The following is a 16,495-nucleotide window of genomic DNA, read 5'->3' on the forward strand; positions in this document are numbered from 1 at the left end:
ATCAGGCATCCGCGGCCAGCGGCGCTTTCGGCGGCGGTGGCGGCGGCGTACTCGGTGCGCGCGGCGGCGCAGCCGGCTTGGGCGGCGCCGGGGGTGCCGGCGGCAGCGGCAGCGCGCTGAAGATCGATTTGTACTCGGGCGCCTTCACGTTCAGCGTGATCGTCTTGCGCTCGCGCAGCACTTTGAACGGAATGTCCTTGCCTGCGGCCTGATCGCGCAGCGCGCGCAGCGCGTCGCCGGGATCGTCGACGCGTTCGCCGGCGACTTCGGTGATCACATCGCCTCCGCGCAGGCCGGAAGGCGACGCCTGGTTGGCGGAGATTACCAAGGCGCCGCGATCGATACCGAAGTAACGGCCGAGATCCGAATTGACCGGGGCCAGGTTCAATCCCCACCACGGCATGGCGCGATGCATCGCGACTTGCGCATCCGCGGTCGCGCGCGCGACGTCGGCGCCGATTTTGGCGTAGTCGATCGAGGCGGCGGCCACGCGTGCGCGTTCGACTTGTTCGCGCACGTCCTTCTCCATGTTCTTCATCTGCACCACGTCGACATCGCCGGCGATCAGCCGCGGCCAGTTGTACGCCTCGCGTCGCGCCGCCTTCACCAGCAGATCGGGCTGCGCCTTGGCGCCGCGTTCGTAGGCGAGGCGCACTTCCTGTCCCTCCTTGAGATCGCTGAGCAGCTCGCGCGCTTCGCGCAGGCCGTCCTCGGGGTCTTCGGCGTTGGCGAAGCGCTTGCCGTTGATGGCGACGATGACGTCGCCGTCGCGCAAGCCGGCGCGTGCGGCCGGGCTGTCGGGAGTGACCGCGCTGATGCGGGCGCCTTTCCGTTCCGACCCCAATACCACGCCGATCATGGCGCGGTTGGGATCGCCGAGATAGCGGTACGCGTAGGCGCGCGGACCGACGTCGCCCAGCTCTTCCGACAACTTGGCCATCTTGCCGGAGAGCTCCTTCATCTGCGTGCGCATCTCGGCCAGCTCGGCGCGTGCGGCTTCGCTGCGCGCGTCGCGCTCTTCGCGCTGCGCTCGATCGCCCGCGGCACGGCTCTTCGCGTCGTCGGTTTTCGGCGGCGCCGTCGGCTCGGCGGCAGCGGCGCTGCCGAGGCAGAACATCAAGGCGGTGATCAACAAGGTGCGCTTCATCGGTGTTTCCTTCGTGAATGAGGTCAGTTCGCGGCGACGGCGTAGGTGTTGCCGCGAATCGTCGCGAGGTCTTCGAGCAGGGTGACGCGCTGGCGCCACAGCGGCAGCGCATCGGCCTCGCCGCGGGTCGCGCCGAGCTGCACGTCGACCAGACCGATCAGATCCTCGACTTCGACCGAGGCCATCAGGTCGCGGCTGTCGAGCGGTGCCACCGTGGCGGTCGCGATCCAGCGCTCGAGTGCCTGCGAACGCTCGTGCAGGGTGCTCAGTTCGTCCGTTGCGGCCGGCACGCTCTGCGTGGCGGCGACGCCGGTGGTGCCGGCGGCGATGGGTGCTTGCGGCCGAGGTTGCAGCAGAAGCGGCGCCAAGGCGGCCAGGGCGATGCCGGCGGCGAGCGCCGTGGGCAGGGCGTAGCGCCAGGGTCGGCGCCGTCTGGCCGTCAGCGCTTGCGCGAGATCGGGCCACAAGTCCGGCTGCGGTGCGGTCTGCGGCAACGCGCGCAGCGCATCGGCGAGCGAGGGTGATGGATTCACGCCGTCACGGTCAGACATGGCGCGGCCTCCCGGTGGGTTGCGGACAAAGTGGGATCGAGCAGATCGCGCAGGCGCGAGCTGCCGCGCGCGACCTGCGATTTGGAGAAGCTGACCGATTTTCCGGTCATCTCGGCGATCTCCTGGTGCGTGTATTCCTCGACGTGGTACAGCCACAGCACGCTGCGCGTCAGCGGCGGCAGCCGTTCCAGCGCGCGTTCGAGGTGTCTGGCGTCGGCCAGCATCCACGGCGGCGGCTCGGTGCTGGGCGCGTCGTCGTCGTCGGGCAGCTCTTCGAACTGCACGCCGCGCTCGCGGCGCAATTTCATCAGCGCCTCGTTCACCACGATCTGCCGCAGCCAGCCCCAGAACGGCGCGTCGCCGCGGAACTGGCCGATGCGCTCGAGCAGATGCAGCATCGCGTCGTGCACGACTTCGCGCGCCGTCTCGACATTGCCGAGCAGGCGCAGTGCCAGGCTGTAGGCCGGACGTTCGAACGCGCGATAGATCTGTTCCAGCGCGCGCAGGTCGCCGCGGCGGGCCATCGCCAGGGTGGTTTCGGGGACGTCGATCTGGAAATTACTGGCGCTCACGGTCAACCCAGATGCAGCGGGGGGCGATTGGGTCGCAGGCATTCTCGCGCGATGGCGGCGAAGACGCCTGCAAGGCGTCCGTCCGGCCTTGTCCGCGGTGCGCTCGGACACTGTCCGGCGGCGTTGTCCGTCCGATGTTTCTTCAGAAAAACAGAGAGTTATCGACTGGCACGCTCGTTGCTGAGGATTTCTCGTCACCAACCAGGGAAGCCGACCGTCCATGATCCGCGACACCTCCGCCCAGGACCGCAAGATCGCACCGCCGCGCAATCGCAAGAAGCTGTTCGTCTGGGGCGGCGCGGCCGCGGCCGTGCTGTTGGCCGGCGCCTTCCTGCTGCCGGCGGCGGCGCGCTTGATGTCGGCCGATTCCTCCGCCAGCTCGGCTCGTCTGCGCATCGCCGAGGTCAAGCGCGGCACGCTGACGCGCGACGTCTCGGTGCAGGGCAAGGTCGTCGCTGCGGTCAGCCCGACCCTGTACGCGCGCACCGCAGGCACCGTTTCGCTCGACATCCACGCCGGCGACAAGGTCAAGAAGGGCGACGTTCTCGCCGAGATCGATTCGCCCGAACTGACCAACAAGCTGAAGCAGGAACAGGCCACCCTGGATAGTCTCGGCTTGGAAGTCGAGCGCGCCACCATCTCCAACCGCAAGCTCGAAGCGGCGACCAAGATGGCCTACGAGCAGGCCGTCATCGACCGCCAGACCGCCGAGCGGGAGCTGGAGCGCAACACCAAGGCGTTCGAACGCGGCGCGCAGCCGGAAATGGAAGTGCTGCGTGCGAAAGACGCCTTGGCCAAGGCCAAGCTCAGCGAAGTGAACGCGCAGCACAACATGCAGCTCGACCGCGACAGCCTCGCTTTCGAGCTGAAGACCAAGCGCTTCGCGCTGGATCGGCAGAAGCTGATGGTCGAGGACCTGACGCGCCAGGTCGACGAGTTGAAGATGCGCTCGCCGGTCGACGGCCAGGTCGGCCAGCTGCTGGTGCAGCAGCGCGCCAACGTCGCTGCCAACGCGGCCGTGCTGACGGTGATCGATCTCAGCGCGTTCGAAATCGAAGTGCAGGTGCCGGAAGTGTTCGCGCACGATCTCGGCCCGGGCATGGCGGCCGAGATTCAAGACGCCAGCGGCAAGTACGCCGGCGAAGTCAGCGCGATCTCGCCCGAAGTCGTCGACGGCCAGGTCACCGGCCGCATCCGCTTCGGCGAGAAGAAGCCCGACGGCCTGCGTCAGAACCAGCGCCTGACCACGCGCATCCTGATGGACGAACACCCGAACGTGCTGATGGTCGAACGCGGTCCGTTCGTCGACACCGGCGCCGGCCGCGTCGCCTACATCGTGCGCGGCGGCATGGCCGAGCGCACCTCGATCCAGGTCGGCGCGACCAGTCTCAACGCAGTCGAGATCGTTTCCGGCGTGAAGGAAGGCGACCGCATCGTGATCTCGGGCACCGACCAGTTCAACGGTGCGCAGCGTGTGGCGTTGAATTGATGGAGGGGCCGGGATTCGGGAGTGGGGATTGGGGATTCGGAACAGCAGCGAAGCTGCTCCGGCTCTTCTATTCCCAACCCGATCCCCGGCTCAGCACGCGAGCCTAAAGCTTCTACCCAATCCCAATCCCCAATCCCCAATCCCGAATCCCGGCTCCCCAGAGGCAAACCCATGTTGAAGATGACCCACCTGCAGAAGGTCTACCGCACGCACCTGATCGAGACCTATGCGTTGCGTGACTTCTCGATCAACGTGCGCGAAGGCGAGTTCGTCGCCGTGACCGGGCCTTCGGGTTCGGGCAAGACCACCTTCCTCAACATCTGCGGTCTGCTGGAAGAATTCACCGGCGGCGAATACTGGCTCGACAGCGTCGACGTGCGCGGTCTCGACGACAACGCGCGCTCGCGCCTGCGCAACGAAAAGATCGGCTTCATCTTCCAGAGCTTCAACCTGATCCCCGACCTGAACCTGTACGACAACGTCGACGTGCCGCTGCGCTACCGCGGCTTCGGCGCGGCCGACCGCAAGCAGCGCATCGAGGAATCGCTCAGCCGCGTCGGTCTCGCCTCGCGCGTGAAGCACTATCCGTCCGAGCTTTCCGGCGGCCAGCAGCAGCGCGTGGCGATCGCGCGCGCGCTGGCCGGTTCGCCGCGCCTGCTGCTCGCCGACGAGCCCACTGGCAACCTCGATTCGCTGATGGCGCGCGGCGTGATGGAGCTGCTCGAAGAGATCAACCGCCAAGGCACCACGATCGTGATGGTCACGCACGATCCGGAGCTGGCCGCGCGCGCGCACCGCAACGTGCACGTGATCGACGGCCAGGTCACCGATTTCGACGACGAGCCGAAGCTGCGCAAGCCGGGCTTGGAGAACGGGAATTCGGGGCTGGCGAAAGAAGCCGCTTCCGCATGACCGCCGATCGCTCCACGTCCGAGGTGCGCTGACATGCCGTCGACCAATCCCCAATCGCAAATCTCCAATCCCGGCCTTTCCATGTTCACCTATTACTTCCAGCTCGGCCTGCGCAGCCTCCGGCGCAATCCGATCCTGACCGCGCTGATGGTGGTCGGCATCGCGCTCGGCATCGCCGCGAGCATGACCACGCTGACGGTGATGCACTTGATGGGCAGCGATCCGATCCCGTGGAAGAGCGACAAGCTGCATTACGTGCAGCTCGACAACTGGAGCCCGGACAACCCCTACACCGACGACGGCCGTCCGCCGGACCAAGTCACCTATCGCGACGCGATGGCGCTGATGGAGGCCGGCAAGGCCGACAAGCAAACGGTCATGTTCAAGCTGTCGCTGCCGGTGCAGCCGGAGAATCCCGAGGTCAAGCCGTTCCAGTCGCTGGTGCGCGTCACCTACACCGATTTCTTCGGCATGTTCGAACCGCCCTTCAAGTACGGCGGCCCGTGGGATCGCAAGCAGGACAGCGAGCACGCGCGCGTGGTCGTGCTCAGCAAAGACGTCAACGAGAAGCTGTTCGGCGGCCAGGACAGCGTCGGCAAGAGCGTGCGCATGAACGGCATCGACTACACCGTGACCGGCGTGCTCGACACCTGGAAACTGCGTTCGAAGTATTACGACCTGACCAACGGCGCGTTCAGTGAAGCGGAAGATCTGTTCATGCCGTTCACGACCGCGGTCGATCTCAAGCAGCGCGGCTCGGGCAACAACAGCTGCTGGAAAGATCCGGGCGCCGGCTGGGAGTCCTACCTCAATTCCGAATGCATCTGGATGCAGATGTGGGTGCAGCTCGACTCGCCGGCGCGGCTGGCCGAGTACCAGTCCTTCCTCGACAACTACGTCAACGAGCAGAAGAAGCTCGGCCGTTTCCCGCGGCCGCTCAACAACCGCCTGCTCGACGTCAACCAATGGATGGCCGACCAGCGCGTCGTCTCCAACGACGTGCAGGTGCAGACCGGCCTCGGTTTCGCCTTCCTCGCCGTGTGCCTGGTCAACACGATCGGCCTCTTGTTGGCGAAGTTCACGCGCAAGGCGGGAGAGATCGGCCTGCGCCGCGCGCTCGGTGCGAGCCGGCGCGAAGTGTTCAAGCAGTTCCTGATCGAGTCGGGCGTGATCGGCCTCAGCGGCGGCGTGCTCGGTCTGCTCTTGACCGGCTTGGGCCTGATCGGCGTGCGCGCGCTGTACAGCGAGTACAAGTCGGTCGCTTCGCTCGATTGGACCATGGTGCTGATGACGATCGCGCTGGCGGTGGTGTCGGCCTTGCTGGCCGGCTTGTATCCGACCTGGCGCGCTTGCCGCGTGCAGCCAGCGGCGCAGTTGAAAGTCTGAAAAGCCGGGATTGGGGATTGGGGATTCGTAAGAGCCTCTCTCCCCATCCTTTCCCGAATTCCCCATCTCGAATCTCGGATTAAAGCCATGGAAATCCGCCCCATCTTCTCCGCCCTGATGCGCAGCAAGGTCTCGATGATCCTGATCGGGCTGCAGGTCGCGCTGACCTTGGCGATCGTCTGCAACGCGCTGTTCATCATCAGCGAGCGGCTCGACCACATGAACCGCCCGAGCGGCATGAACGAGGCGGACACGTTCTGGTTCGGCAGCAACGGCTTCGGCCAAGGCTTCGACGTGAAGAGCGTGCAGCAGTCCGATCTGCAAATGCTGCGGCAGATTCCCGGCGTCGCCGGTGTGACCAGCTCCAATTCCGTACCGATGAGCCAGGGCGGCTGGAGCACCGGCATCAATCTGCAGCCGAACCAGAAGACCTCGACCGCGAGCACGGCGATGTACCTGATCGACTCGCACGGACTCGATGCGTTCGGTTTCAAGCTGGTCGGCGGGCGCGATTTCAAACCCGAGGAAGTCGTGTTCCGCACGATGAACGACCGCGGCTTCCCCAACGTCGTCATCGTCACGCGCGCGGTGGCGGAGAAGGTGTTTCCCGACGGCAATGCACTCGGCAAGCAGATCTACTTCGGCGACGACAATCCGCCTTCGACCATCATCGGCATCGTCGAGCGTGCGCAGACGCCGTGGGTGGACGTCGACTTCGTCGACAACGCGACCTTCGCGCCGGCCTTTCTGCCCTACGGCAACGCCACGCGCTTCCTCGTGCGCGCCGAACCGGGCCGTCGCGACGAGGTGATGAAAGCGGTCGAGCAGAAGATGATCGAAGCCAATCCGAGCCGCATCGTCGGCAAGATGCGCACGATCGAACAAGTTCGCACGGAAGCCTATTCGGGCGACCGCGCGATGGCGATCATTCTCGGTGTGGTCATCGTCGCGCTGCTCGCGATCACCGCGCTCGGCATCGTCGGCATGGCCAGCTTCTGGGTCGCGCAGCGCACCAAGCAGATCGGTACGCGGCGCGCGCTGGGGGCGACCAAGTTCGACATCCTGCGCTACTTCCAGACCGAGAACTTCATCATCACCACGCTCGGCCTGGTCGTCGGCGGCGTGCTCGCCTACGGCTTGAGCCTATGGCTGATGCACGCCTATCAGTCGCCGCGGCTGCCGTGGCACTACGTGCCGGTCGGCTTTCTCTGCCTGTGGCTGCTCGGCCAGCTGGCCGTACTCGGGCCTGCGCTGCGCGCCTCGCGCGTGCCGCCGGCGGTGGCGACGCGCAGCGTCTGAGCTTCGACCGACAAGGACGCTCGATGAATCGTTTCTTCCGCCAATCCGCCATCCGCTGCGCGCTCGCCTGCGCTTTCGTCGCCGCCGCTCCGCTGCTGCGAGCGGGGAGCGCACAGGAATCCCTCGACCGCGACTTGACTCAGCTGCAGGCGAAATCGCAGCTGCCGGGATTTTGTGTCGCGATCGTCGACGCCGGCGGCTTGCGTTACCGCAACGGTTTCGGCTACGCCGACCTGAAGACGAAGCGTCTCTACACGGCCGACACCGTGCAGCCGATCGCATCGGTCAGCAAGACCTTGATCGGCGTCGCGCTGATGAAGGCGGTCGAGCTCGGCTACTTCACGCTGGACACGAACGTCGGCGACGTGTTGCCGTTCAAGGTCGCCAACCCGGCGTTTCCGGAGCGGCCGATCACGCTGCGCCAGCTCGCCACCCACACCTCCGGCATCACCGACCGCGAAGAGATTTACGAAAAAGCGTACGAGCCGGGCGCGCGGCCGAAGACTACGTTGAAGGATTTCCTGTCCGACTACTTCAGCGAAAGCGGCCGCTACTACAGCAAGCAGAACTTCACCAAGGACGCGCCCGGTAAGGCCTATCACTACAGCAACATCGGTGCCGCGCTCGCCGCCTATGCGATCGAGGTGAAGGCCGGCGTCAGCTACGCCGAGTTCGTCAAGAAAAACGTGTTCGATCCGGCCGGAATGGCGGCGTCGAGCTGGTTCACCGACGAGTCGAGAACGGACAACGCCACGCTCTACAACGGCAAGCGTGAGCCGTATCCGCTCTACAGCCTGGTGACTTATCCCGACGGCGGCTTGCACACCTCCTGCACCGACCTCGGCCGCTACCTCAGCCGCATCATCGCGGGATGGCGCGGTGAGCCGGCGAGCGGCGATGCGTTGCTCGCGCGCGCCTCGTTGCAGACGATGCTGAGCGCGCAGTTCGACGCCGCGCAGCTGCCGGCCGGCTTCGACGCCAAGCATCCGAACCAAGGCCTGTTCTGGGAGTTCCTGCGCGGCGGCGAGATCGGCCACTACGGCGGCGATCCGGGCGTCAGCACGTTCTTGGCGTTCGATCCGAGCAGCGGTGTCGGCCGCATCCTGCTGACCAACATCGGCGGTGACGAGACGATGACCGCCGAGCTCGCCGCTCAGCTCAAGCGGATCTGGACGACGCTGCAGGAACAGGCGCCGAAGCTGCGACCGCAGTGATCGGCGATGCTCCGAGGCGTTCCGCTAAACTCGCGCAACCTTTTCGCGCGCCGCCGCATCCAACCGGCGGATGCGCACCCACGAAAGCCAAAGTGAAACTATGCGCACGGTCCTGGTGATCGACGACAATCCTGCGGTCGGCACCGCCCTGGACCTGCTGCTGTCCCTACGCGAGATCCACACGGTCATTGCGCATTCGCCCGGCGAAGGCCTCGCCGCGCTCGCGCGCGAGGACATCGACCTCGTCATTCAGGACATGAACTTCACCGCCGACACCACCTCGGGCGAGGAGGGCGCCGCCCTGTTCCGCGCGATCCGCGCCGAGCACGCCGACCTGCCGATCGTGTTGCTGACCGCGTGGACGCGATTGGAAACCGCGGTCGAGCTGGTCAAGGCCGGCGCCGCCGACTATCTGGCCAAACCCTGGGACGACCACAAGCTTTTGGCCACGGTCGAGAACCTGCTCGAGTTGTCGGAAGCGACGCGCGAGGTTTCGCGCATGCGCGATGAGCGCCGCCGCCGGCGCAAGGCGCTCGATGCGAAGTACGACCTGCGCGGCCTGGTGTTCGCTTCGCCGGCGACCTTGCGCGTGGTCGAGCTGGCCTGCCAGGTCGCGCGCGCCGACATCCCGGTGCTGATCACCGGTCCCAACGGAGCCGGCAAAGAGCGCATCGCCGAAATCGTGCAAGCGAACTCCGCGGTGAAGGCCGGTCCGTTCGTCACCGTCAACTGCGGCGCGCTGCCGTCCGAGCTGATCGAAGCGGAGCTGTTCGGCGCCGAAGCCGGCGCCTATACCGGCGCGACCAACAAGGCGCGCGAAGGCCGCTTCGAAGTGGCCGACGGCGGCACCTTGTTCCTCGACGAGATCGGCAATCTGCCGCTGGCCGGTCAGGCCAAGCTGTTGCGCGTGCTCGAAAGCGGCCAGTTCGAACGGATCGGCTCCAGCCGCACGCGCCAGGTCAAGGTGCGCGTGATCAGCGCGACCAATGCCGATCTACCGGCGATGATCCAGAGCGGCAAGTTTCGCGAGGACTTGTACTACCGCCTCAATGTGATCGAACTGCGCTTGCCGCCGCTCAGCGAGCGCAGCGAGGACATCGTGCCGCTGGCCGAGCATTTCCTCGACGGCCAGGCCCAGCTCGACGAAGGCGCGCGCAACGCGCTCACCGCGCATACGTGGCCGGGCAACGTGCGCGAGCTCAAGAACGCGATCCAGCGCGCTGCCTTGCTGTGCCAGGACAGTCTCATCACCGCGCGCGATCTCGGCCTCGCCGCCGTCCGCAGCGGCAACGGCCGTGCCGCACCGGAAGCCGAGCCCGATCGCGAAATGGTCGAAGCGGCGCTGAAGAGCGCACGCGGCGTGATCAGCCAGGCGGCGAGCGAGCTCGGTCTGTCGCGGCAGGCGCTGTATCGGCGCATGGAGAAAATGGGGCTGAAGGTCGAAGGGTGATGCTTTGGGCTGAGCCTTAGGGCGCGACCCAGCGCATGCGCTTCCTCCTCTCCCGCTTGCGAGAGAGGGAGGGGGTGAGGACAGGCGGAGTGCTGTGCATCCAGCAAGCAACCGTCCTTGGCGCGCTCCCCCTTCGGCATCCTGCCTCAGCCTCGGCCGCTCGTGGCGGCCTCGACCTGACCCGCGCCTTCGGCGCGACCTCTCCCGCTCGCGGGAGAGGTGATAATTCGCCCGAATCCCGAATCCCGAATCCCGAATCCCGAATCCCGAATCCCGAATCCCGAATCCCGAATCCCGAATCCCAGCCCCTCCATGCGCCTACTCTCGCTCGAAGGAAAACTCGCCGCCGCGCTCGCGATCGCCGTGGTCGCGGCCGCCGCGATCGCGGCGTGGGCGACGGTCTGGCTGGGTTCGCCCTGGCTCGGTATCGGTGCGACCTTGCTCGCGCTGGCGCTGCCGGCACTGGTGTTCGCGCATCTGCTCGCGCGTCCGGTCACGGCGCTGATCCGCGCGCTGTCGGGCAGCGTGGTCGCGTTTCGCGACGGCGACTTCAGCTTTTCGATCGGCGCGAACCGCGGCGACGAAGTCGGCGATCTGGTCGACGCGCACAATGAACTGGGGCGCGTGCTGCGCGAGGAACGCCAGCATCTGTTCCAGCGCGAACTCTTGCTCGACACTGTGGTGCAGAACACGCCGACCGCGCTGATCCTGGTCGAGGACGGCGGTCACGTGATCTACGCCAATCTGGCTGCGCGCCAGCTGCTCAATGCCGGCCGTCCGCTCAACGGCGAGCGTTTCGAAGACATCATCGGCAGTGCGCCGGCGCCGCTGGCGCACGCGATCGCGAGCGGCGGCGACGGCTTGTTCAGCGTGCCGTTCGAGCACGAGGACGAAACCTTCCACTTGTCCCAGCGCGTGTTCAAGCTGCAAGGCAAGCCGCACCGGCTGTACCAGCTGAAACGCCTGACGCGCGAACTGGCGCGGCAGGAAGTCGCTACTTGGAAGAAGGTCATCCGCGTGATCAGCCACGAGTTGAACAACTCGCTGGCGCCGATCCGCTCGTTGTCGCATTCGGGCCGCACGCTCGTGCAGCGCAACGACACCGCGCGCCTGGCGATCGTGTTCGACACGATCGAGGAACGCACGCGCCACTTGGAAAGCTTCATCCAAGGCTACGCGCGCTTCGCCAAATTACCGACGCCGCAGCCGGAGACGGTCGAGTGGGCGCCATTCCTCGATGCGCTGTCGCGTCACTACCCGTTCCGTCTGATCGGCCAACCGCCGGCGGGGCCGGCGCGCTTCGACCGCGCTCAGGTCGAGCAGGTGCTGATCAATCTCTTGAAGAACGCGCACGAATCGGGCGGCCCGCTCGACGCGATCGACGTGTCCGTCACGCAGAACATGCGCGAAGCGCGCATCGACGTCGGCGACCGCGGCAGCGGCATGAGCGAAACGGTGCTGGCGAACGCGTTGCTGCCGTTCTATTCGACCAAGCGCAGCGGTTCGGGTCTCGGTCTTGCGCTCGCGCGCGAGATCGCCGAAGCGCACGGCGGCCGTGTCCAGCTCGCCAACCGCGAGGGCGGCGGTCTCACCGTGACGCTGGTGCTGCCGCAGCGCGAGTGAGCCGGCGCCGCCGCGGCAGCAGGCGCCATGCGACTTGCATATACTCAGCGCCTACGTCGAGCTGGGGAGAGCACCATGGGTTTCAGCGGTCTCGTGACCATTGCGGTCTTCGCGGTGATCCTGATCGGTTTGTCCAAGCTCGTGCGCATCGTGCCGCAGGGCTACGAATGGACGGTCGAGCGCTGGGGCAAGTACACGCACACGCTGACGCCGGGCTTCCATCTGCTGGTGCCGTTCATGCAGAACGTCGGCCGCAAGATGAACATGATGGAACAGGTGCTCGACGTGCCGTCGCAGGACGTCATCACCAAGGACAACGCGGTGGTCAAGGTCGACGGCATCGTGTTCTTCCAGGTGCTCGACGCGGCCAAGGCGGCCTATGAGGTCGCTCAGCTGGAACTGGCGGTCATCAACCTGGTGATGACCAATATCCGTACCGTGCTCGGCGGGCTCGATCTCGACGAAAGCTTGAGCAAGCGTGATCAGATCAATGCCGCGCTGTTGAAGGTGGTCGACGAAGCCACTCATCCGTGGGGTCTGAAGGTCACGCGCATCGAGCTGAAGGACATCCAGCCGCCGCGCGATCTGGTCGATTCGATGGCGCGTCAGATGAAGGCCGAGCGCGAGAAGCGCGCCAACATCCTCGAGGCCGAGGGCTTCCGCCAGGCCGCAATCCTGAAAGCCGAAGGCGAGAAGCAGTCGGCGATCCTTGCTTCCGAAGGCCAGAAGGAAGCGGCGTTCCGCGAAGCGGAGGCGCGCGAGCGTCTCGCCGCGGCCGAGGCGAAGGCGACTGAAGTCGTCTCACAGGCGATCGCCGCCGGCGACGTCAACGCGCTGAACTACTTCGTCGCCAACAAGTACGTCGAGGCGCTGAAGGCGATGGCCGAGTCGCCCAACCAGAAGATGTTGCTGCTGCCGATCGAGGCGACCGGCATCATCGGCTCGCTCGCCGGCATCGCGGAGCTTGCGAAGAACGCGCTGTCCGACCAGGAAACCAAGCGTGCGGCGCAGCCGCGCGGACCGGCGCCGCCGGCGGTGCGTTGAAGACGGTTTCGATCGAGGCATCAATCCCATGGAAAACCTCGTGAACAACTACGGTTGGTGGCTGCTGGCGCTGGTGCTGATTGCGGCCGAAATGCTGGCGCCGGGCTATTTCCTGTTGTGGATCGGCATCGCCGCCGGCGTGATGGGCATCGTGACCTTGGTCGCGCCGAATCTGCCGGTGCTGGCGCAGGCGGTGCTGTTCGGCGTGTTCGCGATCGTCGCCTGTCTGGTCTATTGGAAATACGTGCGACCACTGGCCGAGCAGCGCAACGATCAGCCGCTGTTGAACAAGCGCGGCGCCCAACTGGTCGGCCAGCGTTTCGTGCTGGCGCAGGCGATCGTCAACGGCCGCGGCCGCGTCAAGGTCGGCGACAGCGAATGGCTGGCGGAAGGGCCCGATCTGCCGCTGGGCAGTGAGGTCGAGGTCGTCGCCGTGAACGGCGTAGCGCTGTCGGTGCGAGCGGTTTCTTGAATCGCATCGCGGTTCGGTTGGAGCCTGGCGACTACGTCGCCGCGCAACACCTGCACACGCGTTGGACCTCCCGCCAGCTGCTCGTGCACGCATCCGCTTTGATCGCGGGTGCATTGCTGGCGGGGCTGAACCCGCCTACCCATTGGCTGTTCGTACTCGGCTGCGGCTTGATCGGCGGCGCCCTGGGCGGTGCCGGTTTTCGCGAGATCAGCCGTCGCCTGGTGTTGCCGAGGCGTGCGCGCAAACTGTTCGCACAGCAGAAGAGCCTGCAACGCCCGATCGAGTTCTGGTGGGACGAGCAGGCGCTGCATTGGGCGAACGAAGACAGCAATGGCCGTACTCGCTGGAGCGACTACATCAAGCGACGCGAAGACGATCGCATCGTTCTGCTGTATTTGTCCGACCTGATGTTCCAGATGATCCCCAAGCGTTGCTTGGAGGAGCCGGCGCAGCGGCAGGAATTCCTGCAGCGCGCGGCAATGGTCGACGAACGCTGACGGATTGCGCCCAGCGTTGCGTTTACCGACAGCGTTTCAGGCGGCGAGGCGATGGCGTCAGCCGCCGATCCCGCATCGGCGCAACTCAAGAGCCGGGCGCACCGAGCCGTTCGGCGAATCGCGCGAGTTCGATCGCATCGAGATCCGATACCACCACAGCCGACTGCTGACCGAGCGCGAACGGAGCGAGCGTGTAGCCGCGCCGGCTGCTCGCCGCGAGCTGGGCGGTTTCCGCTTCACCGAGCACGAACACGTCGATCAGATGCTGGCCGTGCCGATAGACCAAAACCGGCACGCGTGCTTCGCCGACGTAGTCGATGCGGCCGCCGACCAGCGCATAACCTTCGGCGGCGAAGTCGCGCACCAGCGGCGCCTGCGCCACCTTGCCGGCGAACCACGGCTTGACCGTGTGGCGGTCGCTGGAGACGACGTCGACCGGCGAGGCGGCGGCGAGTGCGCGCCAATGACTGGCGAAGAGGTCGCGCGCGAGCGCTTCGCGCGGCGCATCGTCGGCGCGCCAGGCGGTCGTCGCGACGCCGACGACGACGAAAGCGAACGCCGCGGCCGCCGCGAGCGCGAGCCAGGGATGGCGCTCGCTTGGTCCACGGCCGACTGACGCCTGCAGCTTCTGGCGTAGCGCTGCGGGTGCTTCGACACGCGGCGCGGCGCCGCGCAGATCGCGGCGCAGACGGTCGAGTTCGATCACGGCGGCGCGGCATTCGGCGCAGGTGTCGAGATGGCGTTCGAACTCGCGCGTCGCGCTCGCATCCAATTCGCCGTCGAAATACAGCGCTACTTCAGCGTCGTGTTTACAGGCCATTGCCCACCTCGTCTGCATCCGGATGCACCGCTTTCTGCAGGGTCGCGCGTGCGCGTGCGAGGCGCGACATCACGGTGCCGATCGGCAGCGACAACACCTCGGCGATCTCGCGATAGGACAGCTCCTCGATTTCGCGCAGGATCAGCACTTCGCGATATTCGGTCGGCAGCTGCCGCAGCAAGCGCGCGATCAGCGCCCGCCGCTGCTCGCGCTCGATGCGGTCTTCGGCGCGGTCGTCGCTCGGCGGCACCAGCGCATCGGCTGCGTCGCGGCCGTGTTCGGCGACGATCTGATCGAGCGCGACATTGCGGCGCTCCTTGCCGTGAGCCGCGAGGCGCGCCAGACAACAGTTGCGCACGATCGCGAGCCACCAGGCGCGCGGGTTGCCGTCGACGCGCGCGCCAGCCGAGCCGCTCGCGCGCAGGAACGCGTCGTGCACCGCGTCGGCGGCGTCCTGCTCGTTGCCGAGCAGCCAGCGTCCGAGGTTGTAGGCGGCGTCGAGATGGCGCAACGCCAGCTCGCCGATCTCGGTCCGGTCACCGCGTGCCGCACGTTTCCAGAACAGGACGGACATGGCGGATCGGTCAGCGCTTGCGCACGTGGACGGTGCCGAGCATGAAGGGATGCAGGGTGCAGGAGTAAGGATAGTCGCCTTCGGTCTTGAAGGTGTGTTCGAAACGATCGTCGGTATCGAGCGCGGGCGACGCCAGTTCCGCGCTCTTGCCGGTGACGGTGTGCGGCGTCTGATCGCGATTGGTCCAAGTCACGGTAGTGCCGGGCTCGATCGTGATTTCCGCCGGCACGTAGGCGAACTTGGTGATCTCGACCGTCGTCTGCGCGGCGTGCGCAGGGGCGAGCAGCACGGCGAGTGTGCCGGCGAGGAGACGCGAAACTCGGAGCGATGCATGCATGGCGAGACCTCAACGCTCGAGCGGCGTGTCGATCAGCGCGAGCGCGTGGCGTCCGCGCACCACACTGAGTTCGCGCGTACCGAGGCGTTTGCCGAGCTCGCCGGCGGGCACGGTGACCGGGCCGGGTTCGCCGATGCCTTCCTGTCCCGGCGTCGGCAGCGGATAGGCCAGCGACATCGCGGTGTGCAGGGCGATGTGGCCTTCCACTTTCTGCAGCACCTGGTGCACGTGACCGTTGAGCACGGTGACCGAGCCGAACGGCCGCAGCAACGCGAGCGCCGCAGCGGAGTCGGCGGTACCCCAGCCCCACGGCTCGTAGATCGTCCATAGCGGGATGTGCGCGAGCACGACGATCGGCGTCGAATGCGCGACGCCGGCGAGATCGCGTTTGAGCCACGCCAGTTGTTCTTCGCCGATCGCGGCCAGATGACCCTTACCGAAGTTGCGCACGTTGTCGAGTCCGACGAAATGCACGCCGCCCTGATCGAAGCTGTACCAGGAGCGGCCGCGACCGTCGTGATCGAAGGCTTTCAGGTAGCCGCCGACGCCATCGGCGAGCGCGTCGTGTTCGCCCGGCACGGTGTGCACGCGGTCGACCGCGAGTTCGGCCAATAGCTCGCGCGCCTGGCCGAACTCTTCCGGCTTGGACAAATGGCTGACGTCGCCGGTGTGCACGACGAAGGCCGGCCGCTGCGGCAGCGCGTTGATCGCCGTGGTTGCGCGCCTCAGGCTGCCGACGACGTCGGGGTTGGCTTCTTTGTGGAAGCCGATGTGCGTATCGCTGATCTGGACGAAGCTGAGGGCGTGGTTCGAGGCGGGCGCGAGCGTGCCGGCATGGGTCGCGCCGAGCGCGCGCGGCACGCCGCCGACGACGCTCCAGACCACGGCGGCGCCGGTCCATGCGGCGAGACAACCGAGTGCGCGTCGGCGCGCGTCGGACTTGGGTGCGGCTTGCGCTTCGAGGTCGGGCGAATCCATGACGGCTCCTTGCGATCGGGGTTTGCCGACCAGATCGAAGGAGGCGCCGATTTATTCCCGTTCCGTGGCGTCAGCGAAGAAATCGCTCGCCAGCGAGGTCGCGGCGCGGCGCCACCGTGGGCGCCGCGCC

At 66.5% G+C, this 16,495-nt stretch carries 17 protein-coding genes; 10 read left to right on the forward strand and 7 right to left on the reverse strand.

Features of this window, described 5'->3' with window-relative positions:
* Position 1 precedes the first annotated feature (1 nt).
* From AC3QL3_RS03840 to AC3QL3_RS03850, 3 genes are read right to left on the reverse strand one after another with little or no spacing between them, the layout of a single operon-like run.
* The gene (locus AC3QL3_RS03840) at positions 2 to 1,147 is read right to left on the reverse strand and encodes a PDZ domain-containing protein (RefSeq protein ID WP_492896980.1); all 1,146 of its coding nucleotides are present in this window, start codon (positions 1,145 to 1,147) and stop codon (positions 2 to 4) included.
* A 23-nt stretch (positions 1,148 to 1,170) separates the two neighbouring features.
* Positions 1,171 to 1,698, reverse strand: a complete 528-nt coding sequence (locus tag AC3QL3_RS03845) for a hypothetical protein (RefSeq protein ID WP_492896981.1) — start codon at positions 1,696 to 1,698, stop codon at positions 1,171 to 1,173.
* Complete coding sequence (locus AC3QL3_RS03850) at positions 1,677 to 2,270, reverse strand: RNA polymerase sigma factor (RefSeq protein WP_492896982.1); 594 nt, start codon at positions 2,268 to 2,270, stop codon at positions 1,677 to 1,679. The genes AC3QL3_RS03845 and AC3QL3_RS03850 overlap by 22 nt, the downstream gene beginning before the upstream one ends.
* A gap of 220 nt (positions 2,271 to 2,490) precedes the next feature.
* On the opposite strand from AC3QL3_RS03850, the gene AC3QL3_RS03855 reads away from it, so the two are divergent.
* From AC3QL3_RS03855 to AC3QL3_RS03900, 10 genes are all read left to right on the forward strand, one after another.
* Entirely contained in the window at positions 2,491 to 3,759 is a 1,269-nt protein-coding gene (locus tag AC3QL3_RS03855; protein WP_492896984.1) for an efflux RND transporter periplasmic adaptor subunit, read from the forward strand.
* A gap of 171 nt (positions 3,760 to 3,930) precedes the next feature.
* On the forward strand, positions 3,931 to 4,671 hold the full coding sequence (locus AC3QL3_RS03860) for an ABC transporter ATP-binding protein (protein ID WP_492896985.1): 741 nt from the start codon (positions 3,931 to 3,933) through the stop codon (positions 4,669 to 4,671).
* Positions 4,672 to 4,704: 33 nt separating this feature from the next.
* The gene (locus AC3QL3_RS03865) at positions 4,705 to 6,057 is read left to right on the forward strand and encodes an ABC transporter permease (protein ID WP_492896986.1); all 1,353 of its coding nucleotides are present in this window, start codon (positions 4,705 to 4,707) and stop codon (positions 6,055 to 6,057) included.
* Positions 6,058 to 6,144: 87 nt separating this feature from the next.
* Positions 6,145 to 7,356: an ABC transporter permease gene (locus tag AC3QL3_RS03870; protein WP_492896987.1), complete on the forward strand. Its 1,212-nt coding sequence runs from the start codon at positions 6,145 to 6,147 to the stop codon at positions 7,354 to 7,356.
* Between the two features lie 23 nt (positions 7,357 to 7,379).
* A complete protein-coding gene (locus AC3QL3_RS03875; protein WP_492896988.1) occupies positions 7,380 to 8,570 on the forward strand; it encodes a serine hydrolase domain-containing protein in 1,191 nt (396 codons plus the stop codon).
* A gap of 100 nt (positions 8,571 to 8,670) precedes the next feature.
* Positions 8,671 to 10,020: a sigma-54-dependent transcriptional regulator gene (locus AC3QL3_RS03880; protein ID WP_492896989.1), complete on the forward strand. Its 1,350-nt coding sequence runs from the start codon at positions 8,671 to 8,673 to the stop codon at positions 10,018 to 10,020.
* A gap of 312 nt (positions 10,021 to 10,332) precedes the next feature.
* The gene (locus AC3QL3_RS03885) at positions 10,333 to 11,643 is read left to right on the forward strand and encodes a sensor histidine kinase (RefSeq protein WP_492896990.1); all 1,311 of its coding nucleotides are present in this window, start codon (positions 10,333 to 10,335) and stop codon (positions 11,641 to 11,643) included.
* A 75-nt stretch (positions 11,644 to 11,718) separates the two neighbouring features.
* Complete coding sequence (locus AC3QL3_RS03890) at positions 11,719 to 12,687, forward strand: SPFH domain-containing protein (RefSeq protein ID WP_492896991.1); 969 nt, start codon at positions 11,719 to 11,721, stop codon at positions 12,685 to 12,687.
* A gap of 28 nt (positions 12,688 to 12,715) precedes the next feature.
* Positions 12,716 to 13,159 (forward strand): NfeD family protein, encoded by a 444-nt coding sequence (locus AC3QL3_RS03895; protein ID WP_492896992.1) that lies wholly within the window; start codon positions 12,716 to 12,718, stop codon positions 13,157 to 13,159.
* Positions 13,156 to 13,656 (forward strand): YcxB family protein, encoded by a 501-nt coding sequence (locus tag AC3QL3_RS03900; RefSeq protein WP_492896993.1) that lies wholly within the window; start codon positions 13,156 to 13,158, stop codon positions 13,654 to 13,656. The genes AC3QL3_RS03895 and AC3QL3_RS03900 overlap by 4 nt, the downstream gene beginning before the upstream one ends.
* A gap of 85 nt (positions 13,657 to 13,741) precedes the next feature.
* On the opposite strand, the gene AC3QL3_RS03905 is transcribed toward AC3QL3_RS03900, so the two are convergent.
* Genes AC3QL3_RS03905 through AC3QL3_RS03920 form a run of 4 tightly spaced genes read right to left on the reverse strand, consistent with a single transcriptional unit; the run spans position 13,742 to position 16,365 of the window.
* Positions 13,742 to 14,476, reverse strand: coding sequence for an anti-sigma factor family protein (locus AC3QL3_RS03905; protein WP_492896994.1), 735 nt, complete (start codon positions 14,474 to 14,476; stop codon positions 13,742 to 13,744).
* Complete coding sequence (locus AC3QL3_RS03910) at positions 14,466 to 15,050, reverse strand: sigma-70 family RNA polymerase sigma factor (protein WP_492896995.1); 585 nt, start codon at positions 15,048 to 15,050, stop codon at positions 14,466 to 14,468. The genes AC3QL3_RS03905 and AC3QL3_RS03910 overlap by 11 nt, the downstream gene beginning before the upstream one ends.
* A 10-nt stretch (positions 15,051 to 15,060) precedes the next feature.
* Positions 15,061 to 15,387, reverse strand: coding sequence for a cupredoxin domain-containing protein (locus tag AC3QL3_RS03915; RefSeq protein ID WP_492896996.1), 327 nt, complete (start codon positions 15,385 to 15,387; stop codon positions 15,061 to 15,063).
* A 9-nt stretch (positions 15,388 to 15,396) separates the two neighbouring features.
* The gene (locus AC3QL3_RS03920; RefSeq protein ID WP_492896997.1) at positions 15,397 to 16,365 is read right to left on the reverse strand and encodes a metallophosphoesterase family protein; all 969 of its coding nucleotides are present in this window, start codon (positions 16,363 to 16,365) and stop codon (positions 15,397 to 15,399) included.
* Positions 16,366 to 16,495 lie beyond the last annotated feature (130 nt).

It is taken from the genome of Dokdonella sp. GW821-FHT11D02 (genome assembly GCF_058808595.1).